Consider the following 24,135-nt stretch of genomic DNA (forward strand, 5'->3'; position numbering starts at 1 on the left):
CTCAGGTGGGTCCGAGCCCCGGGTGGGTCGGGGCGGCGGTCGCGCTGGGTGTCAGGTGGTGGTGCGCGGGCGGGTGGAGACCGCTGTCGCGTTCGAGTCGAGGATGCGACCCGTTGAGGGTCGCCGTCACGTCCTCGAGGTGGTTGCGAGGGCGGTCCACTGGACCGCCCGGCTGCCGCCTTTCGAAGGACGTGCGCTTTCTCGACATCTAGATGTCGAGGAAGCGCACGTCCTTCGCGTTCTTCTGGATGAAGGAGCGACGCGACTCGACGTCCTCGCCCATCAGGGTCGAGAAGATCTCGTCGGCGGCGGCCGCGTCGTCGAGCGTGACCTGGAGCAGGGTCCGGGTGGCCGGGTCCATCGTGGTCTCCCACAGCTCCTTGTAGTCCATCTCGCCGAGACCCTTGTAGCGCTGGATCCCGTTCTCCTTCGGCATGCGCTTGTTCGACGCGGCGCCGTGCGCGAGCAGAGCGTCGCGCTCGCGGTCGCTGTAGACGTACTCGTGGGGCGAGTTCGACCACTTGAGGCGGTACAGCGGCGGCTGCGCGAGGTAGACGTAGCCGAGATCGATCAGCGGTCGCATGTAGCGGAACAGGAGCGTCAGCAGGAGCGTCGTGATGTGCTGGCCGTCGACGTCGGCGTCGGCCATCAGGATGATCTTGTGGTACCGCGCCTTGTCGGGGTTGAAGTCCTCGCCGATGCCGGCGCCGAACGCCGTGATCATGGCCTGGACCTCGTTGTTGCCGAGGGCGCGGTCCAGGCGCGCCTTCTCGACGTTCAGGATCTTGCCGCGGAGGGGGAGGATCGCCTGCGTCTCGGGATTGCGGCCCTGCACCGCGGATCCGCCCGCCGAGTCGCCCTCGACGATGAAGATCTCGGAGAGCGACGGATCCTTCGACTGGCAGTCCTTGAGCTTGCCGGGCATGCCGCCGCCCTCGAGCAGTCCCTTGCGTCGGGCGGTCTCGCGCGCCTTGCGGGCCGCCATCCGAGCCGACGCGGCCTGGATGGACTTGCTGATGATGTCCCTGGCCTGGGTGGGGTTGCGGTCGAACCAGTCCGCGAGCTGCTCACCGGTCACGCGCTGCACGAACGCCTTCGCCTCGGTGTTGCCGAGCTTGGTCTTCGTCTGGCCCTCGAACTGCGGCTCGCCGAGCTTGATCGAGACGACCGCGGTGAGACCTTCGCGGATGTCCTCGCCCGACAGGTTGTCGTCCTTCTCCTTGAGGAGGTTCTTGGCCCGGGCGTACTTGTTCACGAGGGTGGTGAGCGCCGCGCGGAAGCCCTCCTCGTGGGTGCCGCCCTCGTGGGTGTTGATCGTGTTCGCGTAGGTGTGGACGCTCTCGGTGTACGCCGTCGTCCACTGCATCGCGACCTCGAGCGAGATGCGGCGCTCCTTGTCCTCGCTCTCGAAGTCGATGATCTCGGAGTGCACGAGATCGGACTTCTTGAGCGAGTTGATGTACTCGACGTAGTCGACGAGGCCCTTCTCGTAGTGGAAGACGTCGCCGCGGACGCCCACGGTCTCGTCCTCGCCCTCGCCGTCGAACTCGACCTCGTTCTGGTCGGTCAGCGCGATCCGCAGGCCCTTGTTGAGGAACGCCATCTGCTGGAACCGGGCGCGGAGGGTCTCGTAGTCGAACTCGGTGGTCTCGAAGATCTCACCGTTGGGCCAGAAGGTGATCGTGGTGCCGGTCTCGTCGCTCGCCTCGCCCTTCTCGAGCGGCGCCACGGGCACGCCGTCGGCGAAGGACATGCGGTAGACCGAGCCCTGGCGCTTCACCTCGACCTCGAGCTTCGTCGAGAGGGCGTTGACGACGGAGGAGCCGACGCCGTGGAGTCCGCCGGAAACCGCGTAGCCGCCGCCGCCGAACTTGCCGCCGGCGTGCAGCACGGTCAGGACGAGCTCGACGGTCGAGATGCCCTCGGTCGGGTGCATGTCGACGGGGATGCCGCGGCCGTTGTCGGCGACGGTCACGCCTCCGTCGGCGCGCATGACGACCTCGATGCTGTCGCAGTACCCGGCCAGCGCCTCGTCGACGGCGTTGTCGACGATCTCGTAGACCAGGTGGTGCAGACCGCGCGGCCCCGTGGATCCGATGTACATGCCGGGGCGCTTGCGCACCGCCTCGAGACCCTCGAGGACCTGGATCTGGCTGGCACCGTAGTCGCCGGAGGACTTGGTCGACATCCCGGAGGACGGGGCGTCGGTGGAGCCGTTCGCGTCCAGGTCGTTCGCTGCGGGGGCTGACGTGGAGTCGGTCGGCTCAGATGTCATAGCTGTGGAGTTCTCCTCTGACGGTCCGATGCGACGCGGGGGAGGATCTGGAGATCGCTCCCGGTGCGCGAGTCCCACGAGTGGTGGACCGCGCTGCTCCCGAACGGACTCGGGAACGGCGTCGCCGCGGTTCGGCGGCCCTCCATTCTACCGCGCGACGGGACGATCCGCGGCTCTCTGCGGCGATCTGACGCCCTGAATCGACGGGGTCGACCGAAAATGCGTCGTCAGCCGTAGGTATCGCGCGGACCACGCCCTGGAATCGACCTGGGGCCCCTTTTCCAGTTCGGTACGTCAGGGCCCTGGAATCGGATCGACGCGATCCCTGCCTCGGGGTAGTTCACCGCGATGTGGTTCATGATCTCGATCCGCATGAGCCGCAGCTGCGTCGCCCAGGCCGTCGACTCGCACGCGACGCTCAGCACTCCGTCGACGACGCCCAGTGGAGTGGAGTGCTTCGCGGTCTCCTCGCCGGCGATCGCCGTCCACGACGAGATGAGGTCGCCCTGTGCGAGAGGCGCGGTCCAATCCATCTTGCGGGTGAGCGACTCGAGCACGTCGCCGAGGTCGTGCGGGTCGCGCCCCTTGCCGAACGGGATCGCGTCGCCCTTGGGCTCCGCGCGCTCGACGGTCCTGCGGATGCGGCGCGGCCCGTCGCCGCCGAACACCTCCTTGAGGTGGCGGTAGACGCGCGCGGCCTCGGTCTCGGGCGCGGGGGAGCCGCGACGAGGGGTGTCAGCCACGGGCCGACTCCTCGACGGCGGGCTCGGCGTCGGCGTCGGGTGCCGCGTCGGCCGACTGCTCGGAGTCGGCGACGTCCGGCTCCGTCGCCGCGTCCGGCCGCGCCGACCCGGAGACGTCCGGGTCCGGTGCGATCGCCGCACCGCCCGGAGTCTCGGGCTCGACGATGCTGCCCGCCTCGATCCTCACGGTGTGCGCGGCCAGGGCGGCCGGCACGTCGTCGAAGACCGCCGCGGTGATGAGCACCTGCTCGTAGTCGGCGACGACGGAGGCGAGACGCTCGCGGCGGCGCGCGTCCAGCTCGGCGAACACGTCGTCGAGCATCAGGACGGGATCGCCCATGGGGGAGTCGCGGCGCAGCAGCTCCGCGGCGCCCAGCTTCAGGGCGAGGGCGAACGACCAGCTCTCGCCGTGGCTCGCGTACCCCTTGGCCGGCAGGTCGTTCAGCTCGAACTGCACGTCGTCGCGGTGCGGCCCGACCAGCGAGATCCCGCGGTCGAGCTCCTTGCGGCGCACCGCCGTGAGGGCCGTCGCGAACGCGTCGGTCAGTCCTGCGCGCTCGACGGGGGCTCCCGGCTCGGCGCTCTCGACGGGCTCGCCGTCGTCGTCGACCGCGCCCTCGATGCTCAGGCGCGAGCGCAGGACCGGCCGCTGGTCCGCCCCGGCCACCGCCTCGTAGGCGCGGCGCACCGGTCCGCTCAGCTCGTCGACGAGAGCGAGGCGCGACTGCATGATCTCGGAGCCGAGGGCGATCAGCCGCTCGTCCCAGATGTCGAGGGTGCCCAGCTTCGACACGTCGCGGATGCCGCTGGCCCGCGCCGACTTCAGCAGCGAATTGCGCTGGCGCAGCACCCGCTCGTAGTCGGCATGCACCGCGCTCATCCGGGGCGAGAGGAGGATCACCAGCTGGTCGAGGAAGCGGCGCCGGGCCGACGGGTCGCCGCGGATCAGGAGGAGGTCCTCCGGTGCGAAGAGGACGCTCGAGAAGAAGCGGGGCAGCTCGCGCGGCTTGATGCCGCCGCGGTTGATCTGGGCGCGGTTGGGGGAGGAGCGGTTGATCTGGACCTCGGCCAGCAGCTCGCGGTCGCCGTTGCGGAGACGCGCCCGCACCACGGCGCTGTCCCGGCCCGCCCGGATGAGCGCCTGATCGCTCGAGACCCGGTGCGACCCCAGAGTGGAGAGGTACCCGAGCGACTCGACCAGGTTCGTCTTGCCCTGTCCGTTGCGCCCCACGAAGAGGTTCGGCCCGGGCACGAGCGCGACGTCGACGGATCCGTAGTTCCGGAAGTCGCTCAGCGCCAGCTGCACCACGTGCACGTCACCACCTCCTCCGTCCCACTCTGCCCGACCCTCCTGAGGGCCGCTCCTCCTCCGATCCCCACGGGTCTCGCCTCACGCCTCCTCCAGGCCCGACCTCCGGCGCATCCGGGTCTCGATACGCCCCTTCGGGGCTACTCGACCAGCAGGGGGATGCACGCCGAGCGGAGAGGACGAACCCCCGCCGTCCGAAGGACGCGGTCCCCTGTGAGCAAGGAAGGAGGCGGCCGGAGGCCCGCCGACGCCGTGAGAGCATCTCCTGCCTCAGGGTGGCGGCGGGCCGCAGGTCGACGGACGTGACCGGCTCTGCGAGACGTGACCGCCTCAGGAAGCCGACCGCCGCGAGGACCGCAGCAGGCGGTCCTCGCCGATGAACGCAGCAGGCGGCCGGAGGCCCGCCGACGCCCTGAGAGCATCTCCTGCCTCAGGGTGGCGGCGGGCCGCAGGGCGTCGGACGCGGCCGGCTCTGCGGAACGCGACCATCCCGAGAAGCCGACCGCCGCGAGGACCGGCGCAGCCGGTCCGAGCCCGTCGACTCAGTCGACGGCTTTGACGGAGTGCCCGCCGAACTGGTTCCGCAGCGCCGCCACGGCCTTCATCGCGGGGGAGTCCTCCTGGCGGGAGACGAAGCGCGCGAAGATCGAGGCGCTGATCGTGGGCACCGGGACGGCGTTGTTGATGGCCTCCTCGATGGTCCAGCGACCCTCGCCGGAATCCTGGACGTAGCCCTCGATGTGCTCGAACTCCGGGTCCTGCTCGAGAGCGCGGACGAGGAGCTCGAGGAGCCAGGAGCGCACGACCGTGCCGCGCTGCCACGCCTTGAAGGTGCCGGTGACGTCCTTGATGATGTCCTTGCGCGTGTCGAGCAGCTCGTAGCCCTCGGCGAACGCCTGCATGAGCGCGTACTCGATGCCGTTGTGCACCATCTTCGCGTAGTGGCCCGCGCCGACCTCGCCCACGTGGACGAAGCCCTCCTCGCGGGGTCCCTCGGGGCGCAGCGCGTCGAAGACGGGCATCGCGTACTCGACGAGCTCGCTCGGGCCGCCGACCATGAGGCCGTAGCCGTTCTCGAGGCCCCAGACGCCGCCCGAGACGCCGGCGTCGATGTAGTGGATCCCCTTGGGCTTCAGGAGCGCGTCGTGCTTGAAGTCCTCGGTGAAACGGGAGTTGCCGCCGTCGATGACGAGGTCGCCCTCGGAGAGCTTCTCGGACAGGTCGGTGACGACACTGTCGGTGATCGCTCCGGCGGGGACCATGACCCACACGACGCGGGGGGTGGGCAGGGCCGCGATCATGTCGTCGAGGGAGGCGGCGTCGGAGACGTCCGGGTTGCGGTCGTATCCGGTCACCTCCACTCCCTTCTCACGGAGGCGGGAGCGCATGTTGTCGCCCATCTTGCCGAGTCCGACGAGTCCGATGTGCATGGTGAACCTTCCTGGATTCATGAGCCGGCGGGCGGGCGCTCGTCGGGAGCGGGGAGGGTCGCGACGGTGCGATCGATGAGGGGGGTCAGCGCAGGAGCAGGTTGGGCTGCAGCAGGTAGCGGTAGCTGTCGTTGCCGGGCTGCTCGCGCGAGGTCTGGGCCGTGAGGAGGACCGGACCGGGCTTGTTGGGGTTCTCGGTCTTCGTGAACGCGATGCGCACGAACTCCGAGTGCACCGCGGCGAGCCCGTCGAGCAGGAACTGCGGCTTGAGCGAGACGACCACATCGCCGCCCGTCAGGATCGCGTCGATGCTCTCGGACGCCTGCGCCTGCTCCGATCCGATGGCCTCGAGGGTGAGGCCGTCGCTGCTGAAGCTGAAGCGGAGGGCGGCCTCGCGCTCGAGGACGAGCGAGACGCGGCGCGTGGCCTCGATGAGGTCGCTGGTCGCCATGACCGCGTAGTTCTCGACGGAGGCGGGGAAGAGGCGCTTCACCGGGGGGAAGTTCCCCTTGATCAGGAGCGACGTGACCGTCTTGCGGTCGGCGGTGAAGGCGATGAGCTCGCGCTCGTCGCGCTGCGTGATCGCGACCGAGACGGTGCCGGAGTGGCCGAACGTCTTGCCGACCTCCTGCAGGGTCCGCGCCGGCACGAGAGCGGTGAGCGGCTGGCTCGGAGCGGGGTTGTCGCCGTTGTCCCAGTCGATCTCGCGGACGGCGACGCGGTAGCGGTCCGTCGCGACGAGGCCGATGGTGTTCTCGGTGATCTCGAGCTGCACGCCGGTGATCACCGGAGTCACGTCGTCGCGGGAGGCGGCGACGGCGACCTGAGAGATGGCGGCCGAGAAGGCGTCGGCGGGGACCAGCCCGGTCGACGCGTCGATCTCGGGGATCGACGGGTACTCCTCCACGGGCATCTGCAGCAGCGTGAAGCGCGCGGATCCGGCCGCGACCGTCACGCGGGACTCCTCCGTCGCGACGCGGACGGGCGCGTTGGGCAGACGGTTGGCGATGTCGGCGAGGAGGCGCCCGGAGACGAGGACCGTTCCGGTCTCCTCGACGTCGGCGGCGATCTGCGTCTGCGCCGAGACCTCGTAGTCGAAGGAGGAGAGCGTGAGGCCCTCGCTCGTCGCCTCGATGAGGACGCCGGAGAGGATCGGCAGGGTGGTGCGCTGCGGCAGCAGCTTGACCGCGAAGGACACGGCCTCGCTGAAGACATCGCGGTTGGCTTGGAACCTCACGAGAACACCCCTGACGAGTCGCGGACGAAGACCGTCGCCCATCGTACCCGGGTGTCTCGTCGCACTCAGAAGGGGTGGACTCCGTCGACCGCTTCCCGCGTCCTCCACAAGGTTGTCGTTCGCGCCCTGATTAAAGAGAGAACTGCGTTAACAGTGTTAACACGTGTGGAAACTGTGGAAAGCGCTGACGTCCCCTACTCCCGACTGGCATCCGGACCCCCCGCCTCTGTGGAGGAGTTGTGAGCGCGCCGGTGGACGCCCTGTTGAGAGATCCGAGCGGGTCGACCGGATTCCACAGGCGGGTCGATCGGCCGCACAGTTCGAGCTCGGTTGTCCACAGTTATCCACAGGTTCTGCACACGTGTGGAAAGCGCCGGAATCCGTTCGATGCGTCGAACGCGGAGGGGTGCGACGGCGTGTCGGAGTCGCCGAGGTCGGGTCTCGATACGCCGCCGCGCGGCTGCTCGACCAGCGGAGGGGGAGGGTCCGTCTCGCTTCTGCTGATCGAGTAGCGGTCGCAGGTCGCGTATCGAGATCCCCGTCATCGGGAGGGCGGGTCTCGATACGCCGCTGCGCGGCTGCTCGACCAGCGGAAGGAGAGGTCCGGGGACGGCCGTCTCCCTACTTGCTGATCGAGTAGCGGTCGCAGGTCGCGTATCGAGATCCCCGTCATCGGGAGGGCGGGTCTCGATACGCCGCTGCGCGGCTGCTCGACCAGCAGAAGGGGTCGCTGCGCGGCTGCTCGACCAGCAGGGCGACGGGCGCCTAGCGGTTCGTCTTGATGCGGGTGGTCAGCTCGGTGACCTGGTTGTAGATGCTGCGGCGCTCCTTCATGAGCTCCGAGATCTTCTTGTTCGCGTACATGACCGTCGTGTGGTCGCGGTTGCCGAAGAGCTGGCCGATCTTGGGCAGCGACAGGTTGGTCAGCTCGCGGCAGAGGTACATCGCGATCTGACGTGCGGTGGCGACGGCCTGCGAGCGGGACGAGCCGTAGAGGTCGTCGACCGTGAGCTTGAAGTAGTCCGCGGTGTGATTGATGATGTCGACCGGCGAGATGACGTTGTCCTCGTCGAGCGTGATCAGGTCCTTGAGCACCGTCTGCACGAGCGACATGTCGACCGGGGTGCGGTTGAGGCTCGCGAACGCGGTGACGCGGATGAGGGTCCCCTCGAGCTCGCGGATGTTGCTCGACACCTTCGACGCCATGAACTCGAGGATGTCGTCGGGCACGAGCAGCTTCTCGCTGACGGCCTTCTTGCGGAGGATCGCGATGCGCGTCTCGAGGTCGGGCGCCTGGACATCGGTGATGAGGCCCCACTCGAAGCGGGAGCGCATCCGGTCCTCGAACCCCGTCAGGGCCTTCGGCGGCAGGTCGGACGTGATCACGACCTGCTTGTTGTGATCGTGCAGCTGGTTGAAGGTGTGGAAGAACGCCTCCTGCGTCTCCGCCTTGCCCTGCAGGAACTGGATGTCGTCGATCAGGAGGATGTCGACGTTGCGGTACCGGCCGTGGAACGCGTTGCCCCGGTTGTTGGCGATCGAGTTGATGAAGTCGTTGGTGAACTCCTCGGACGACACGTAGCGCACGCGGATGCCCGGATAGAGGCTCATCGCGTAGTGGCCGATGGCGTGCAGGAGATGGGTCTTGCCCAGTCCGGAGTCGCCGTAGACGAAGAGCGGGTTGTAGGCCTTGGCCGGCGCCTCCGCGACCGCGACCGCCGCGGCGTGCGCGAACCGGTTGGACCCGCCGATGACGAAGTTGTCGAAGCTGTACTTGGGGTTCAGCCGGGTGTCCGTCGCCGGGACGGTCCGCATCTCCTCCACCACGCGCACCGGGGCGACCGCGGGGGAGGAACCGGTGATCGGCTCGAACGGGTTCAGCGACTCGGACGAGGCGGGCGAGATCAGCGGCTCGTGCTCGATGTCCGGGTTCACGACGAAGGCGAAGGTCGAGACGCCGAAGGAGTCGTCGAGGGTGCCGATGGCACTGAGGAGCGGCACGCGCACGCGCTGCTCGAGCATGCCGCGGGTGAACTCGTTCGGGACCTCCAGATAGAAGGTGCCCGCCATGATGCCCTTGGGCTCCACGAGCGAGACGAATCCGTAGAGCGGAGCCGTGATGCGATCGTCCTGCGAGAGGGCCCCGAGGATCACCTTCCACGCGTCGACGATCGACGTGTCCTCTGGCATCTGTCTCCGGTCCTCGGTCGCTGTCGAAATGCTCATCGCCGTGCGGCGGCGCCGTTCGCACTGCGAACGCGCGGATTCCGTCGGTGATCCGGCCCGACCCGGGGTCGAACGTCGTCCACAGGGCCCTCCACAGGAGGGAGCCGATGCCAGCGCGGACGCGGGAACAGGGGGTCTGTGCCTGTGGATAACTGCGGCTCAACACGGTAACGAAGGAGCCGACGGGAGACAAATCCACCACAGCCGCCTCCGCGTGTCAATGCGCGGAACCCGCCGCCGCGCGGGCAGAATCGAGGTTTCGGCCCGGTCCCATTTGACCGGTGGCGGGACAGGCCGTAGTTTTAATCAGTTGACGCCTGCCCGGGGTCGCTCGGTCGGTCCTCAGGGACACGTCCTGATCGGAGCCGGGCTCCCTTTCTTCCCGGGAGACCGGAGCACCGCCCCGGCGGTCGCCCCGCCGGTACCGAGGAACACGTACGTGGAGATTGAACTATGAGCAAGCGAACCTTCCAGCCGAACAACCGTCGTCGCGCCAAGGTGCACGGCTTCCGCCTGCGCATGCGCACCCGCGCCGGCCGCGGCATCCTGAGCGCGCGCCGCGCCAAGGGCCGCACCGAGCTCTCGGCGTAGAGCCCACTGGTACCGACCAGCGGTGCTGGCCAGAGCCAATCGCATCGTCCGAGGTGACGAGTACCGGGCAGTCGTCCGTCGCGGTGTGCGGTCCACAGGACCGCACACCGTCACGTATGTCCGGAGGTCGTCTTCGGCGACTCCCCCGCGGTTCGGCTTCATCGTGGCCAAGACCGTCGGCTCGGCCGTGACACGCAACACCGTGCGCCGGCGCCTGAAGGCGATCGCGTTCGAACTGCTGGCGCAGACCGAGCACGGCACCGACGTCGTCATCCGTGCGCTGCCGAGCAGCGCGACGGCTCCGTGGGCGGATCTCCGCCGGGAGGTCGTGGGCGCGATGTCGCGGAACCCGCGGTCCGGCCGGTCGTCCGAGGTCCGTTCGTGACCACCTCCGTCGTCGACCGCTCGCTCTCGTGGCCTGCGCGGCTGGGCTGGGGCCTGCTGCTGCTCCCCCGCAATCTCGGGATCCTGCTCCTGCTGGTCTACCGAACCGTCGTCTCCCCTCTGTACGGCGACGTCTGCCGCTACTACCCCTCGTGCTCCTCGTACGCGCTGCAGGCCGTCCAGCTCCACGGACTCGTCCTCGGCTCCGTCCTCGCTGCGCGTCGACTCCTCCGCTGCCACCCGTGGGCGGCCGGCGGCGTCGACGACGTACCGACCTCGATCCCTCTGCACCGGCCGGCTCCGGGCCGCATCCGATTCGCTGTGACGCGTCTCGGGTTCGTCGCGGGCCCTCGAAAGGACTGACCCCCTCCCATGGACCTCCTTGGCACGATCCTCTGGCCCCTCAAATGGGTCGTCGAGCTGATCCTCGTCGCCTTCCATCAGCTGCTGACGCTGACCGGTCTGGAGGCGGCGGCCGGCATCACCTGGGTGCTGTCGATCGTGGGCCTCGTCCTCGTCATCCGTGCCGCTCTGATCCCGATCTTCGTGAAGCAGATCAAGAGCCAGCGCCGCATGATGGAGGTGGCGCCGCAGCTCAAGAAGATCCAGGACAAGTACAAGGGCAAGCGCGACCAGCTCTCTCGCGAGGCGATGTCGCGCGAGACCATGGAGCTCTACAAGCGCACGGGCACCAACCCGCTCGCCTCCTGTCTGCCGCTGCTGATCCAGATGCCGATCTTCTTCAGCCTCTTCTCGGTGCTGAACGACGCCCAGCGGAGCGAGCGGGGCGTCGGACCCCTCGACGCGGCCCTCGCCCGTCAGTTCGGCGAGGCGAACCTCTTCGGCATCGCCCCGCTGCACCAGTCGATCCAGGGCGCCCTGCAGGAGGGCGGCCAGGAGCTCGTGGTCGTCATCGCCGTCATCATGGTCGTCCTGATGACCGCCTCGCAGTTCATCACCCAGCTGCAGATCGTCTCGAAGAACATGTCGCCCGAGGCCAAGGCCTCGCCGACCTTCAAGCAGCAGCGGATCCTGCTCTACATCCTCCCCCTCGTGTTCGCCTTCTCGGGCTTCGCGTTCCCCCTCGGCGTGATGTTCTACTGGCTGACCTCGAACATCTGGACGATGGTCCAGCAGTTCATCGTCATCCGGAACATGCCCACCCCCGGCAGCGAGGCCGCCAAGGCCCGCGAGGAGCGCCTGCGCCGCAAGGGGAAGCTCGTCGAGGAGACGAACGTCGCCGGCGAGACCACGCTCGTCGAGAAGAAGGCCGTTCAGCGCCAGCAGCCGGTCGGCAAGAACCGCGCCAAGAAGCAAGCCGGAAAGAAGTAGGACCGTCATGACCGACTCGACGCAGACCACCTCCGTTCCCGTGCAGGCCCCGTCGTTCGACGGTGCGCCCGCCGTGGACGAGTCCACGATCGTGCCCGCCGGCGACAGTGCCGCCCCGGCTCCGGAGTCGACCCTCAAGCAGCTCGAGGACGAGGGCGACGTCGCCGCGGACTACATCGAGGAGTTCCTCGACATCTGCGACCTCGACGGCGACATCGACATCGAGGTGCGGAACGGCCGCGCCTACCTGTCCGTGACCGCGTCCGGAGACTCGAACCTCCGCGTGCTGTCCCGCCCCGATGCCGTTCAGGCGCTGCAGGAGCTGACCCGTCTCGCGGTGCAGACCCGCACCGGTGCCTTCTCGCGGCTCATCCTCGACATCGGCGGCTCGCGCGACGCCCGCGAGACCGAGCTCGCGCAGCTCGTCGACCGGGCCATCGAGCGCATCGAGGAGGGCGCCACCTCGGCGTCCCTGCCCCCGATGTCGTCGTACGAGCGCAAGCTGGTGCACGACATGGTGGGCGAGCGGGGCTTCGTGTCGGAGTCGCGCGGCGAGGCGCGAGAGCGCCACACCGTCATCACCCGCGGCTGAGATCCGTGGAGCCGACTCTCGAGGCGGAACCCGCCGCGGCAGCCGCGATCGCCGGCGACCGACTGCCGGTCTTGCGCCGGTTCACACAGTCGCTCTCCGCGCAGGGCGAGGAGCGCGGGCTCATCGGCCCGCTCGAGCTCCCCCGCCTCTGGACCCGCCACGTGCTCAACAGCGCCCTGGTAGCCCCTCTGCTGCGTCCGGGGCTGGTAGGCGACGTCGGTAGTGGTGCGGGTCTCCCCGGCCTCGTCCTGGGCATCGTGCGGCCCGATGTGCGCTTCGTGCTCATCGAGCCGATGGAGCGGCGCATCGTCTGGCTCCGCGAGCAGGTCGACGAGCTCGGACTCGAGAATGTCTCAGTTCTCCGAGCTCGTGCCGAGGAGGTCCGCCTTCCGGAGCCGCTCGACCAGGTGACGGCGCGGGCTGTCAGTGCTCTCTCGAAGCTCATCCCTCTGACAGCACCGCTGCTGCGGCCGGGCGGCGAACTCGTGCTGCTCAAGGGGATCAACGCCGAGAAGGAGATCCTGGCGGCCGAGAAGGTGCTCCGGCGTTTCAAGGTCTCGTCGCCCGAGGTCGTCGTACTCGGCGACGGCGTGCTCTCCGAGGTCACGCGCGTGGTCCGGGCTACAGTGGGTTGATCCGGCCCTGTCGCACGCGATCCGTCTCGGATCCTCGACTCCCGGCCCCGGTGGCACCCGCCCTGATCCATCTGCTGAGCGAAGGTTTCACGTGAAACGACCCGATTCCGACGTGACCGGACAGGCCGGGGGTTTCGACTCCTCCACTCCCCTGGCCCGCGAGATCGCCGACATGACCCGCCGGCGGGCGCTGCTGAACGCGCAGCCGCTGCCGAAGCCCGAGTCGACCCGTGTGATCACGATCTCGAACCAGAAGGGCGGGGTCGGCAAGACCACCACCACCGTCAACCTGGCTGCCGGGCTCGCACGCGGCGATGCCAAAGTCCTCGTCATCGACCTCGACCCCCAGGGCAACGCGTCGACCGCGCTGGGGATCGAGCACCGTGCTGACACGCGGAGTGTGTACGACGTCATCGTCAACGACACTCCCCTGGCCGAGGTGGTTCAGAAGAGCCCGGAGTTCGACTCGCTGTACGGCGTTCCGGCGACGATCCATCTCGCCGGCGCCGAGATCGAGCTCGTGTCCCTCGTGGCGCGCGAGCAGCGGCTCCGTCGAGCCCTCGATCGGATGCTCGAGGGCATGGACGAGCCGTTCGACTACGTGTTCATCGACTGCCCGCCGTCGCTCGGGCTCCTGACGATCAACGCCTTCGTCGCCGCTCGCGAGGTGCTCATCCCGATCCAGTGCGAGTACTACGCACTGGAGGGACTCAGCCAGCTGCTGAAAAACATTGATCTGATCGAGCGTCATCTGAATCCCAAGCTCGCCGTGTCGACGATCCTGCTGACCATGTTCGACGGCAGAACCAACCTCTCCCACCAGGTCGCCGCGGACGTGCGCGAGCACTTCCCGAAGGAGGTGCTCAGGGCGGTCATTCCGCGGAACGTGCGCATCTCGGAGGCGCCGAGTTACGGGCAGAGCGTGATCACTTACGACCCGCAGTCCTCCGGCTCGCTGGCCTACCTCGAGGCGGCCGCGGAGATCGCCCGCAGAGGAGCACGGAAGGCCGCTACCACCGAGAACGAAGGGCAGGCACGCTGATGGCGACGAAGCGTACAGGACTGGGCCGGGGGATCGGTTCGCTGATCCCGACCAGCGATGAGACGCGGTCTCGACCCGTCGACGTCTTCTTCCCGGACCAGAACGTCGGAGTGGAGCCGGCCGACGATCTGCTGGATGTTCCCGGTGCACGCCTGGCGCGACTCCCCCTCGACGACATCGTGCCGAATGCTGCGCAGCCCCGGGCCGTGTTCGACCAGGACGATCTCGCCGAGCTGGTGCACAGCGTCCGCGAGTTCGGTGTACTGCAGCCCATCGTCGTGCGTCCGGTGTCGGGCCGCGGTGGTGCGAAGTTCGAGCTCGTGATGGGCGAGCGTCGGTTCCGGGCGTCGAAGGCGGCGGGACTGACGACGATCCCCGCGGTCATCAAGGACACCGCCGACGAGAACATGCTGCGCGATGCTCTGCTCGAGAACCTGCACAGGGCCGAGCTGAACCCGCTCGAGGAGGCGTCCGCCTACCAGCAGCTCCTGAGCGATTTCGGGATCACCCAGGAGGCGCTCGCGTCGCGCCTCGGACGGTCCCGCCCCCAGATCTCGAACACGCTCCGCCTGCTCCGCCTGCCTGCCGATGTGCAGGCGCGGGTCGCTGCCGGAGTACTCACGGCGGGACACGCTCGTGCGGTGCTGTCGCTCGAGGATGTCGATCAGATGCGACGGCTCGCGGACAAGATCGTGAACGAGGATCTGTCGGTCCGCGCCGCGGAGGCTGCAGCGGCTCAGATGAAGAAGCCGCGGACGTCCGTTCGGGAAGTGCCGGAGGAGCGCGGGGGACACGCCGGGCACCTGAGCACGATCGCCGACCACCTCGGTGACCGCTTGAACACCCGCGTGAAGGTGACGTTGGGTGCTCGGAAAGGCCAGATGGTCATCGACTTCGCGACGATTCAGGACCTGAACCGCATCCTGGCCGAGATCGGAGAGCCCTCCGAGGTATCGCTCGCGCCGTAGCGCGGTGATGTTTCACGTGAAACGCCCCGGTGGTCTCCCCCGCCGGGGCTTTTCTGTGCCCGATGGAGCCGTGCTGATGCGGTGCTGGACCTCTGGGGGGCCGAGCGATCGAGTCCGGTAGAAGACCCTCCGGCTGGCAGGTGCGTCCGCTAGCTGACTGCTCGCAGCACCACGTTGAGAAGTCTGGCAGAGCGTTTCACGTGAAACGACGATGTCGTCGAAACATGGCCGAGAAGCTAGTCTGGCGGATCGCTGTCGAGCCAGGCTCTCCGTCGGCGATGCGGGGCGACGCCTTCATCCGCGCGAATCCTGCGATGCATATCGGGCAGCGCACCACAGATCGGCGATATCCCGCCGCTCGCGCTGCGGAAGATGTTTCACGTGAAACACCCAGGGGTTGGGTTCTTCCGCGCCTACGCGCGGATCCCGGTCAACCGCCACCTTGTTTCACGTGGAACACCGCGAGGAAACCCCGCCTCGCATCCAGGCTCAGGCCCGAGATGGAGCAGGTGCCGCCGCGAGATGAGCCAAGGTCGAGTACACATCACCGAGGAACCGGCCCGACGCTTCGATGGCCTGGGGGACCAGCGAGGTCTCGGTCATCCCGGGCAGCACGTTCGCGTCGAAGAACCAGGGCGTACCGTCCGCGGAGACGATGAAGTCGATGCGCGAGAGATGGCGCAGGCCGAGTAGCTCATGGATCCGGACGGCGATTCGCGAGACCTCTGCGATCGTGCCAGCATCCAGCCGGGCCGGCGTGAAGAACCTTGTCTCACCGGCGTTGTACCGCGCGTCGAACGTGTACGAGCCGGCGACCGGTTCGATCTCGACGGGAGGAAGGGCGAGGGGTCCGTCTCCGAGGTCGATGACACCGACGGCGATCTCCGCGCCTCGGATGCGCTGTTCGATGAGGGCGACATCTCCGTAGGTGTAGGCCCCGACCATGGCCCGGGGGAGTTCGGAGTCCTCGTCGACGAGGGTGACCCCTTGCGCTGATCCCCCCTGCGCGGGCTTCACCACCAGTGCGCCGGGCAGCATCGCCCGGACCTGCGAGAGGATCGCTGCCGCACCGAGCTCACGGAAGGTGTCGCGGGGGAGCGTGAGGGAGTCCGGTGTGGCGAGACCGGCGCGCCGGACCAGGGTCTTCGCCGTGGGCTTGAACCACGCGAGACGGGCCGCATCCGCATCCGAGCCGACGTAGGGCAGGCCAGCGGCCTCGAGCAGCCCCAGCAGGGCCCCGTCCTCTCCGCTTGCCCCGTGGACGGCCGGCCAGACGAGGTCCGGTCGGCGAGAGACGAGGAACGGCAGCAGGTCCGCGTCCGGTTCACGGGTCGTGACGCGGTGTCCCATGGCGACGAGCCGATCCGTCACGCGGCGGCCCGAGCGGAGGGACACGTCGCGCTCGTGACTGATCCCGCCGCTGACCACGACGATGTCGAGAGCGCGGGGATGGGCTGCGAAAGGGGTCATGACCAGGCCTTCTTCAGAACGGTGAGACGGACGGGGATCGTCAGGCGATGGTCGGAGGAAGGGCGTGAACCGGACGGCCGGTGTCGACGGTGCGCCGAGCACCCGCGCCGGCGAAGGTCGACAGCAGCTCGAGCTCGCCGTCGATGACCTTGGCGAGCCGTCTGATCCCTTCAGTGATCCGCTCGGGCGTCGGGTAGCAGAAGGAGAGCCGGATGTTGCGGCGGCCGTCTCCGTTCCCGTAGAAGGCGGTGCCGGGTGTGTAGGCCACGAGCTCCTTCACAGCGCGGGGGAGCATGGCCTTCGCATCGAGTCCGTCGGGAAGCGTCACCCAGACGTAGAAGCCGCCGCTCGGATCCGTCCACGAGAGAGACGGCAGGTGAGTCTCGAGTCCGCGCAGCATCGCCTCCTTCCGCTCCCGGTAGACGCCACGGAAGATGTCGATCTGCCCTCTCCAGTCCGCGGTGTCGAGGTACTTCGAGATGACCAGCTGACTGAACGACGAGGGACTGAGGACTGCGGCCTCGTTCGCTAGGATCAGACGCTCGCGGATGGCGTGCGGGGCGAGGGCCCAGCCGACGCGGAAGCCGGGTGCGAGGGTCTTGGAGAACGTGCCCAGGTAGACGACGCCGTCCTCCTCGAGCGACCGCATCGCTTTGGGCGGTGCTCCGTCGAAGTACAGGAGCCCGTACGGATTGTCCTCGAGGACGAGGATCCCCGCACTCTTGCAGATCTCGAGGATCTCGACCCGCCGCTCCCAGCTGAGGGTGACTCCCGCGGGATTGTGGAAGGTGGGGATGGTGTAAAGGAACTTGATCCGCTTGCCCGAGGATCGCACGCGGGCGATGTGCTCCCGCAGCGCCGCGGGGATGAGACCGTGCTCGTCCATGGCGACGTGCTCGATCTCGGCCTGGTAGGACCGGAAGATGACCATGGCCGTCACATAGCTGGGGCCTTCGGACAGGACGACATCACCCGGGTCGAGGAATATCTTCGAGAAGAGCTCGAGCGCGTGCTGTGATCCGGTGGTGACGACCACGTCGTCCGCGCTGGCCGAGATCCCTTCGAGCGCCACCACGTCGAGGATCTGCTCGCGCAGCTTCGGAACACCTTGACCCGATCCGTATTGCAGTGCGACCGGGCCCTGCTCCCGCATGACGGAGTCGATGGCACTGCTCACCAGGTCCTGCGGCAGCGCGGTGACGTACGGCATACCGCCCGCGAGCGATACGACCTCGGGTCGGGACGCCACGGCGAACAGTGCTCTGACCTCGCTGGCTGCCAGGCCGGCGGTGCGCTCTGCGTAGGAGTCGTACCAGGGGTCGAGATTGGTTCCGTGGTTGATCACGATCACGTCGCTTCGGTCGTCGGACGGGGATCCCGGCGCGGAGGCTGGGGTTGATCCACCCTATCCGGGAGGTCCGGCGACGGGCTCGGGAGCAGCGACTCCACTCCGGTGCGGGTGGACCGCGCGGCGTTTCACGTGAAACGGTCGTCTACGGCACGAAGCCCCCGTCTCCAGGAGGAGACGAGGGCTTCGTAGATCCGATCGGTGAGGATCAGAGGAAGGCGGCGAGGTCCGCCTCGAGAGCCGGCTTCGGCTTGGCGCCGATGACGGTCTTGACGACCTCACCCTTCTGGTAGACCTTCATCGCGGGGATCGACGTGATCTGGTACTTGGCCGCGGTCTGCGGGTTCTCGTCGACGTTCAGCTTGACGATCTCGATCTTGTCGCCGTGCTCGGCGGAGATCTGGTCGAGGATCGGCGAGACCATGCGGCAGGGGCCGCACCACTCGGCCCAGAAGTCGACGAGGACGGTCTTCTCCGAGTCGAGGACGTCGGACTGGAACGAGGCGTCGGTGACGCTCTTCGCGGTGGACATAGGGATTCTCCTTCGTGAGCCGGACGAGCCGGTTCCACTCGTGGTGATGGGGTGGGTCAGCGGGTGACGAGTTCGGCCTCGACCGATGCGTCGACCTGGGGGGTGCCCTCGGTGTGGGCGGTGCCGTCGGCGAGCGCGGCGAGGTAGTGCTCCGCGTCGAGGGCGGCGACCGTTCCGGAGGCGGCGGCGGTGACGGCCTGACGATACGTCGGGTCGATGACGTCGCCCGCGGCGAAGACGCCGGGAACGGAGGTCTGCGAGGAGCGGCCGACGACCGAGATGGTGCCGTCCGTCGTCAGATCGAGCTTGCCGTGGACGATGTGCGTCCGCGGGTCGTTGCCGATCGCGATGAAGAGGCCGTCGATGTCGAGCCGGGACTCGGTCCCGTCGACCGTGTTGCGGAGCTTCACGCCGTTGACGTGACTCTCACCGGCGATGCCGGTCACCTCGGAGTTCCAGACGAACTCGATCTTCTCGTTGTCGTGGGCGCGCTTCTGCATGACCTTCGACGCACGGAGGGTGTCCTTGCGGTGGATGACGTAGACCTTCTCGGCGAACTTGGTGAGGAAGGTCGCCTCCTCCATCGCGGAGTCGCCGCCGCCGACGACAGCGATCGTCTTGCCCTTGAAGAAGAAGCCGTCGCAGGTCGCGCACCATGAGACACCGTGTCCCGACAGGCGTTCCTCGTCGTGGAGGCCCAGCTTGCGGTACGCGGAGCCCGTGGCCACGACGACGGTCTTCGCCTGGATGCTCTCGCCGGACCCGAGGTGGACGGTCTTCGTCTCTCCCTCGAGGTCGAGACCGGCGACGTCGTCGTAGAACGTCGTCGCTCCGAAGCGCTCGGCCTGAGACTGCATGGCAGCCATGAGCTCCGGTCCGAGGACGCCCTGGGGGAAGCCGGGGAAGTTCTCGACCTCCGTGGTGTTCATGAGGTCGCCCCCGATCTCGACCGAGGAGGCGACCACGATCGGCTTCAGGTCGGCACGGGCCGCGTAGATGGCGGCGGTCCAGCCGGCGGGGCCGGATCCGATGATGACGATGTCCTGCACGGCAACTCCTGAGGTCTGTGCTGAGCGGGGGCTGATCGGGGACGGCGCCCGAGGTGCTGCGCCGTCGTCTTGCTGGTTGTTCGTCGTGCACCGCCTGCGCGCTGCACTGTGTTCGTCTCGCCTGCGGAGCCCGGATCCGGTCGCTCGGTCGTTCCCTGCTCCACGGGCTACAACACATCCTAGGCGGGGGCTATTCCACCCCCGGGCGGGCACTCGGCCGCCGGTCAGGGTCCCGGGTTCCCCGTCTTCGCGGATCCGCCGATCCGGCCTCTGACCGGGTCTTCCTCGGCCGTCCCCGCCTCGATCCCCCGCCGACGACTCGGCCGACGCGAGATCCACACGGTGAACCACGCCGAGGCCGCGAAGAGAGATGACAGGGCGACGACGTAGAACACCACCGCGACACCTCCTCCGGGGAGGATCGGCGGATCCGCCAGGCGGGGGTCGAGGAACGGGTAGGGGTACCAGACCTGCTCGTGCTTCATCTGGTCGTAGACGAGCGGCGCCCGCAGCATCGTGTAAGCGAACCAGGCGACGGGGACCGCGAGCACCCCCGGGATCACTCCCCAGGACAGCCGACGGCGGCCGGGCGCGAACAGCCAGTCGAGCACGAGCGCGAGCGGGGCGACGACGTGCATCACCTCGTTTGTCCACTCCTGCGGCGCGCCGGCTCCGGTGACCGCCGTGCCGCGCAGGAGGAGGTTGTAGACCACTCCGATGACCACCATGCACGCGACCACGCCCGCCCGCAGCCACGAGAACCATCGCGGGTCCGGGAGCCGACCCCGGGCGAGGAGGACCGCTCCGATCAGGAGCACGACGGCCGCCGCCAGACAGGTCTCGACCGTGATGTAGCTGAAGAAGTTCACGACGAGGGTCGTGCGATCGCGGAACCGGGCCTCGACCCAGAAGGAGTACGAGTCGAGGAAGCTCACGACGGTCGCCGCGAGGATCGCGACGGCGACGAGCAGTCGGACGAGGACGAAGGTGGAGCGCATCGCGCCTTCCGGGTCGGCGAATGAGGAGGAGCGGCTCTGCCGGACGCCTCCACCCTTGCACGCGGCGCGTCGCGGTGCACCTGCCCGGCGGAGGCCGCGCGACCCCCTCTGGTGCGTCTAGCGGCCGAGGCGGCGGAGGACCGGCGCGGCCATCAGGCGCAGCTCCGGGTTGCGGGCGATCCAGAGGATCCCGAAGTAGACGACCGCCATCGCGACGCCGGTGAGGATCATCGACAGGAGCGCCTCCGGCACTCCGCTCGTCGGGTAGCCGTCGTTCTGCGCGAGGACGAACATGACGAGCACTCCCGCACCGATCGCCGGGAGCGTCGCGAGGGCGAACTGGGCGAAGCGGAAGACGATCCGGGTGCCGCCCCAGCCGCCGAGCTTGCGGCGGAGGAGGACGCAGGCGAGCAGCGACTGCACGGCGACTCCGACCGAGATCGAGGCCGCGACGAAGATCGTCGTGAACTCCGGCGGGAGCCCGAAGGCGAGGAGGCAGCCGATGGTGATCACGACGGCCTGCACGAGCGTGTAGACGAACGGCGTCCGACCGTCGTTCAGGGCGTAGAACGCGCGCTGGACGATCGCGAGCGTGGAGAAGAGGGGGAGGACGACCACGTGCGCCGTGATGATCTGAGCCATCTGGAAGGTGTCGCCGGGATCCGAGGAGAACATCCTGGCGAACGAGGTGGCGCAGACCACGAGCGCGGCGGCGCAGAAGAAGAGCAGGAGGCCGACCACGCGGATCGACGTCGAGACGTCGCGGCGGAAGTCGGTCATCTCGCCGCGCGAGGCGTGCCCGCTCATCTTGGTGAAGTACGCCGTCGCGATCGACACGGCCACGATCGAGTGCGGCAGCATGAAGACCAGCCAGGCCTTCTGCAGGGCGGTGGCGGAGGCGTTCTCGCCGGAGGCGCCGCTGACCACGTTGTTCTCGAGGAATCCGACGACGACGGTCAGCAGGAGGGTCGCGAAGGTCCAGCCGGCGATGCGTCCCGCGCGGCTGAGCCCGACTCCGCGGAAGCGGAAGTCGGGGCGGTAGCGCAGCCCGACCCGTTTCCAGAAGAAGACGAGCAGGATCGCCTGCAGCGCGACTCCGAGGGTCGCGGAGCCCGCGAGCAGCGTGATCATCGCCGGAGTCCAGTCGGTGGCGAGGAGATCGCCCTCGGTGTCCGATCCGAACAGCTGCTGGAAGGCGATCAGGCCCGCGATGGTCACCACGTTGTTGACGACGGGGGTCCAGGTGAACGGACCGAAGGACCCGCGGGCGTTCAGGACCTCGCCCAGGATCGTGTACAGCCCGTAGAAGAAGACCTGCGGGAGGCACCAGTAGGCGAAGGTCACCGCGAGCCGGGTCTGCTCCGGTCCGAACTGCCCCGCGGCGAGCTGGACGAGGAGCGGAGCGGCGAGCGTGGCGACGGCGGCCGCGGCGACGAGCACGAGGAGCGCGAGCGTCAGGAGCTTGTCGATGTACTTGCGCCCGCCGTCGGCCTGCAGGCCCGCTCGCACGATCTGCGGCACCAGGACGGCGTTCAGCGCACCGCCCGCGAGGATCGCGTAGATCGTGTTGGGCAGCCCGTTGGCGACGGTGAACGCATCCGATCCCTGACCCGTGAGCCCGATGGTCTGGGTGAAGACCAGCGACATGACGAAGCCGAGGATGCGCGAGACCATCGTGCCGGAGGCGAGGACGGCGCTCGCGCGTCCGAGGGAGAAGCTAGCCACGCGGGTCCGTTCGTTCGTCGAGGCCGGGTTGAACGGCGAGGGGGGCGTTGGGGTCCTCGTCGTCCTCCTCCGGGGCTGCGCCACCACGGCGGCGGCGGCGGATGTTGCGGAGGATGCCGGCGCCGAAGACCACGACGAGGACGAGACCGAGGACGAGCGTCCCGACGGTCTCCCAGTCGGCCCTCACGCTCGTCCCGACACTCGCCGGGGAGCCGATCGGCGTGCCGTCGAGGGCGGTGAGCTGCATCCGGAGCGTCGTCTCGCCGCTGCCGACCCGCGCCTTCACGGGGATGAGCACCCGGCCCTGGGAGCGGCCGTCGATGGCGGAGGGCTCGACCGAGCTCTCGTCGATGTCGAGCACGGCGTTCGACGTGGAGGCGCTGATCTCGACCGAGACGGGCCACGGGAGGTCGTTGCGGACGTACACGGGGATGCTGGAGTCGCGGGAGACCTGGAGGAGGGTGCTGGTCGCCTCGATCGAGACCGAGCCGAGCGTCGTGTCGGCCATGTCGACGCTCCCGGTGACGGCCTCGTCCCAGCCGGCCTCGTCCTCGCGCCAGACGACGGCGAGCAGGGTGAGCAGGTCGTTGCGGCGCTTCCCGCTCAGCAGCTGCGGGTCGGTGAGCACCGCCGAGAAGGCCTCGACGCGGGAGGCGGCGGTGAGGAGGTCGGAGACCCGCTCGAGGCGCTCCTCCGACTCCGGTGCGTCTCTGAGGACCACGTCGTCGGTCGCGGGTGTCGTGAGGGCGGCGCCGAGGGAGGTGCCCTCGGCCCAGGGGAGCCTGTCGAGGGCGTCGAGCGTCTGCGCGAGCCGGACACCGTCGACCGCCGCTCCTCGCTCGAGCGCGAGGACGACGCGCGGCACCTCCCCCTCGCGCTGGACCTGGGCGAGATCGGCGGTGAGCGCCGTCATGTGCGCGCGCCACTCCGCGTCGGTCGTCGCCGTCGCCGCTCCGTCGAGGGCGGTCGAGAGGCTGCTGTCGCTGACGACGACGTCGTGACCGTCGACGACCGCGCGCGTGGCGGTCCCCGTCGCGGAGGGGAGCTCGAGGTTCGCGGACGAGACCACCGTGCGGTTCATGCCGCTCGTGGCATAGACGCCGAGGACCTCGGCGCGGACGGTCAGATCGTCGGGCCAGGCGAGGCTGCCGACGGTCGGCGACCAGCGGAAGTCCAGGAGCGACTCCGCAGTGGGACGCGGCTCGAGCTCCTCATCGGCGGGCGCCTCGGTCGGCGTCGGCTCGGCAGTCTCTCCCGGAGCGGGTGTCGTCGCGGGCTCGGCGAAGAGGGCGGCGTCGATCCCGTACTCGAACGACGTGGGCGTGAGGAGCGTGGACAGACCGGACTGGGCCTGGGCCGAGACATCCGCATCGCCGTAGGCCAGGGGGAACACCTCGTTGGGTGCGGCCTGCAGACGGTCGAGCCACGAGACGGCCGACTCGGGCGCCGCTCCGCCGAGGATCCGGATCGACGCGAGGATCCGCGGGTCGACCCCTATCGCGACTCCGCGCCCGATGACCGAGTCGAGCTGGCGCGAGAGGGTTCCGGTGGACTGCGTGTAGTCCTGCAGCGCGTCGGCGGGGATGAGGCCGTCGCTGCTGCCGGGCACGGTGAGGGGGACGAGGACGTCGACTCCGGTCTCCTCCCCGGACGGCACGCCGTCGGTCAGCTCGACCGCGGTGCGCGCCGTGGCGACGGTGCCGCCCGGACCGGTCACGGTGACGGCGACCGCGTGGGTGCCCCGGGCGCTCGGATCGGAGGAGAAGGGGATGCCCGCCGCGGGCACCGTCAGCGGGACCTGCGCGGAGCTCGACGGCAGCAGGCGGACGTCGGCGCCGTCGCCGACGGGCGAGCCCGCGTCGTCGTCCTCTCCCCCGAGCCAGTCCGCGAGCTCGGCTCGCGAGTCGAGGGTGTCGGAGTCGATCGTGACCTCGATGCGGGCGCCGTCGATCGTCTCGGTCGTGCCGTTGCGCACCGAGACCGACAGCTGCAGATCCTGGCCCAGGAGGAGGACGCCGTTGTCCGCGGCGCCGACCGTGGCGGTGACGGTTCCGGCGGCCGGCTCCTCGGCGAGGGGCGAGGCGGTGGTGCCGGGCGTCGGAGTGGTCGCGAGAGCCGGCGGCGCGACGCCCAGGAGCGCGACGGCGAGAGCCGCCGCGCCGACGGCGCGGAGCAGCTGCGGGACCGCCGGGCGGTCGGAGGGAGTGAGGCCGCGCCGATGCATCGAACTCACTCGGCCTCCATGCGGC

21 protein-coding genes are annotated in these 24,135 nt (G+C 68.9%); 8 read left to right on the top strand and 13 right to left on the bottom strand.

Features of this window, described 5'->3' with window-relative positions; translation table 11 throughout:
- Window positions 1–208 precede the first annotated feature (208 nt).
- From gyrB to dnaA, 6 genes are all read right to left on the bottom strand, one after another.
- A complete protein-coding gene (gyrB, locus tag NB037_RS02710) occupies window positions 209–2,188 on the bottom strand; it encodes a DNA topoisomerase (ATP-hydrolyzing) subunit B (RefSeq protein WP_251943487.1) in 1,980 nt (659 codons plus the stop codon).
- 314 nt (window positions 2,189–2,502) lie between these two features.
- A complete protein-coding gene (locus NB037_RS19785) occupies window positions 2,503–3,018 on the bottom strand; it encodes a DciA family protein (protein ID WP_251943432.1) in 516 nt (171 codons plus the stop codon).
- Window positions 3,011–4,333 carry a DNA replication/repair protein RecF gene (gene recF, locus NB037_RS02720; protein ID WP_251943434.1) on the bottom strand — a complete coding sequence of 441 codons (1,323 nt, stop codon included), beginning with the start codon at window positions 4,331–4,333 and terminating at the stop codon, window positions 3,011–3,013. The genes NB037_RS19785 and recF overlap by 8 nt, the downstream gene beginning before the upstream one ends.
- A 536-nt stretch (window positions 4,334–4,869) precedes the next feature.
- A complete protein-coding gene (gnd, locus tag NB037_RS02725) occupies window positions 4,870–5,757 on the bottom strand; it encodes a phosphogluconate dehydrogenase (NAD(+)-dependent, decarboxylating) (protein WP_251943437.1) in 888 nt (295 codons plus the stop codon).
- Window positions 5,758–5,842: 85 nt separating this feature from the next.
- Entirely contained in the window at window positions 5,843–6,994 is a 1,152-nt protein-coding gene (gene dnaN, locus NB037_RS02730) for a DNA polymerase III subunit beta (protein ID WP_251943439.1), read from the bottom strand.
- A 765-nt stretch (window positions 6,995–7,759) separates the two neighbouring features.
- Window positions 7,760–9,220, bottom strand: a complete 1,461-nt coding sequence (dnaA, locus tag NB037_RS02735; RefSeq protein WP_372490679.1) for a chromosomal replication initiator protein DnaA — start codon at window positions 9,218–9,220, stop codon at window positions 7,760–7,762.
- Between the two features lie 453 nt (window positions 9,221–9,673).
- Here dnaA and rpmH point away from each other — a divergent pair, with 453 nt between their 5' ends.
- From rpmH to NB037_RS02775, 8 genes are all read left to right on the top strand, one after another.
- Window positions 9,674–9,811 carry a 50S ribosomal protein L34 gene (gene rpmH / locus NB037_RS02740; RefSeq protein WP_055784512.1) on the top strand — a complete coding sequence of 46 codons (138 nt, stop codon included), beginning with the start codon at window positions 9,674–9,676 and terminating at the stop codon, window positions 9,809–9,811.
- Window positions 9,812–9,833: 22 nt separating this feature from the next.
- Window positions 9,834–10,196 (top strand): ribonuclease P protein component, encoded by a 363-nt coding sequence (rnpA, locus tag NB037_RS02745; protein ID WP_308202036.1) that lies wholly within the window; start codon window positions 9,834–9,836, stop codon window positions 10,194–10,196.
- On the top strand, window positions 10,193–10,558 hold the full coding sequence (gene yidD, locus NB037_RS02750; RefSeq protein WP_372490681.1) for a membrane protein insertion efficiency factor YidD: 366 nt from the start codon (window positions 10,193–10,195) through the stop codon (window positions 10,556–10,558). Before rnpA ends, yidD begins: the two co-directional genes overlap by 4 nt.
- Before the next feature lie 9 nt (window positions 10,559–10,567).
- On the top strand, window positions 10,568–11,527 hold the full coding sequence (yidC, locus tag NB037_RS02755) for a membrane protein insertase YidC (protein WP_207403319.1): 960 nt from the start codon (window positions 10,568–10,570) through the stop codon (window positions 11,525–11,527).
- A 7-nt stretch (window positions 11,528–11,534) separates the two neighbouring features.
- Window positions 11,535–12,119: a Jag family protein gene (locus NB037_RS02760; protein WP_251943445.1), complete on the top strand. Its 585-nt coding sequence runs from the start codon at window positions 11,535–11,537 to the stop codon at window positions 12,117–12,119.
- A gap of 5 nt (window positions 12,120–12,124) precedes the next feature.
- Complete coding sequence (gene rsmG / locus NB037_RS02765; protein ID WP_251943447.1) at window positions 12,125–12,754, top strand: 16S rRNA (guanine(527)-N(7))-methyltransferase RsmG; 630 nt, start codon at window positions 12,125–12,127, stop codon at window positions 12,752–12,754.
- A 91-nt stretch (window positions 12,755–12,845) separates the two neighbouring features.
- A complete protein-coding gene (locus NB037_RS02770; protein WP_308202037.1) occupies window positions 12,846–13,796 on the top strand; it encodes a ParA family protein in 951 nt (316 codons plus the stop codon).
- Window positions 13,796–14,764, top strand: a complete 969-nt coding sequence (locus NB037_RS02775; RefSeq protein ID WP_251943449.1) for a ParB/RepB/Spo0J family partition protein — start codon at window positions 13,796–13,798, stop codon at window positions 14,762–14,764. The genes NB037_RS02770 and NB037_RS02775 overlap by 1 nt, the downstream gene beginning before the upstream one ends.
- Window positions 14,765–15,253: 489 nt before the next feature.
- Here the strand turns inward: NB037_RS02775 and NB037_RS02780 are convergent, their stop codons facing one another.
- The 7 genes from NB037_RS02780 to NB037_RS02810 form a co-directional block, all read right to left on the bottom strand.
- Window positions 15,254–16,234 (bottom strand): D-alanine--D-alanine ligase family protein, encoded by a 981-nt coding sequence (locus NB037_RS02780; protein WP_251943450.1) that lies wholly within the window; start codon window positions 16,232–16,234, stop codon window positions 15,254–15,256.
- Between the two features lie 40 nt (window positions 16,235–16,274).
- A complete protein-coding gene (locus NB037_RS02785) occupies window positions 16,275–17,576 on the bottom strand; it encodes an aminotransferase-like domain-containing protein (RefSeq protein ID WP_251943491.1) in 1,302 nt (433 codons plus the stop codon).
- A gap of 214 nt (window positions 17,577–17,790) precedes the next feature.
- Window positions 17,791–18,114, bottom strand: a complete 324-nt coding sequence (trxA, locus tag NB037_RS02790; protein ID WP_055784535.1) for a thioredoxin — start codon at window positions 18,112–18,114, stop codon at window positions 17,791–17,793.
- A 56-nt stretch (window positions 18,115–18,170) separates the two neighbouring features.
- The gene (trxB, locus tag NB037_RS02795) at window positions 18,171–19,163 is read right to left on the bottom strand and encodes a thioredoxin-disulfide reductase (RefSeq protein WP_251943452.1); all 993 of its coding nucleotides are present in this window, start codon (window positions 19,161–19,163) and stop codon (window positions 18,171–18,173) included.
- A 224-nt stretch (window positions 19,164–19,387) separates the two neighbouring features.
- Window positions 19,388–20,161, bottom strand: coding sequence for a Pr6Pr family membrane protein (locus tag NB037_RS02800; RefSeq protein WP_251943454.1), 774 nt, complete (start codon window positions 20,159–20,161; stop codon window positions 19,388–19,390).
- 117 nt (window positions 20,162–20,278) lie between these two features.
- Window positions 20,279–21,886: a murein biosynthesis integral membrane protein MurJ gene (gene murJ, locus NB037_RS02805; RefSeq protein WP_251943456.1), complete on the bottom strand. Its 1,608-nt coding sequence runs from the start codon at window positions 21,884–21,886 to the stop codon at window positions 20,279–20,281.
- Window positions 21,879–24,110, bottom strand: a complete 2,232-nt coding sequence (locus tag NB037_RS02810; protein ID WP_251943493.1) for a DUF6049 family protein — start codon at window positions 24,108–24,110, stop codon at window positions 21,879–21,881. The genes murJ and NB037_RS02810 overlap by 8 nt, the downstream gene beginning before the upstream one ends.
- Between the last annotated feature and the right edge of the window lie 25 nt (window positions 24,111–24,135).

It is taken from the genome of Rathayibacter rubneri, from assembly GCF_023743255.1.
In the GTDB taxonomy this organism is placed as follows: domain Bacteria; phylum Actinomycetota; class Actinomycetes; order Actinomycetales; family Microbacteriaceae; genus Rathayibacter; species Rathayibacter rubneri.

Excerpts from the sequence above, each read along its gene's own strand:
- trxA (WP_055784535.1), bottom strand. The coding sequence starts at position 18,114 with ATGTCCACCGCGAAGAGCGTCACCGACGCCTCGTTCCAGTCCGACGTC.
- NB037_RS02775 (WP_251943449.1), top strand. The coding sequence starts at position 13,796 with ATGGCGACGAAGCGTACAGGACTGGGCCGGGGGATCGGTTCGCTGATC.
- NB037_RS02800 (WP_251943454.1), bottom strand. The coding sequence starts at position 20,161 with ATGCGCTCCACCTTCGTCCTCGTCCGACTGCTCGTCGCCGTCGCGATC.
- NB037_RS02760 (WP_251943445.1), top strand. The coding sequence starts at position 11,535 with ATGACCGACTCGACGCAGACCACCTCCGTTCCCGTGCAGGCCCCGTCG.
- yidC (WP_207403319.1), top strand. The coding sequence starts at position 10,568 with ATGGACCTCCTTGGCACGATCCTCTGGCCCCTCAAATGGGTCGTCGAG.
- rpmH (WP_055784512.1), top strand. The coding sequence starts at position 9,674 with ATGAGCAAGCGAACCTTCCAGCCGAACAACCGTCGTCGCGCCAAGGTG.
- gnd (WP_251943437.1), bottom strand. The coding sequence starts at position 5,757 with ATGCACATCGGACTCGTCGGACTCGGCAAGATGGGCGACAACATGCGC.
- NB037_RS02810 (WP_251943493.1), bottom strand. The coding sequence starts at position 24,110 with ATGCATCGGCGCGGCCTCACTCCCTCCGACCGCCCGGCGGTCCCGCAG.
- dnaA (WP_372490679.1), bottom strand. The coding sequence starts at position 9,220 with ATGAGCATTTCGACAGCGACCGAGGACCGGAGACAGATGCCAGAGGAC.
- NB037_RS02780 (WP_251943450.1), bottom strand. The coding sequence starts at position 16,234 with ATGACCCCTTTCGCAGCCCATCCCCGCGCTCTCGACATCGTCGTGGTC.
- gyrB (WP_251943487.1), bottom strand. The coding sequence starts at position 2,188 with ATGTCGACCAAGTCCTCCGGCGACTACGGTGCCAGCCAGATCCAGGTC.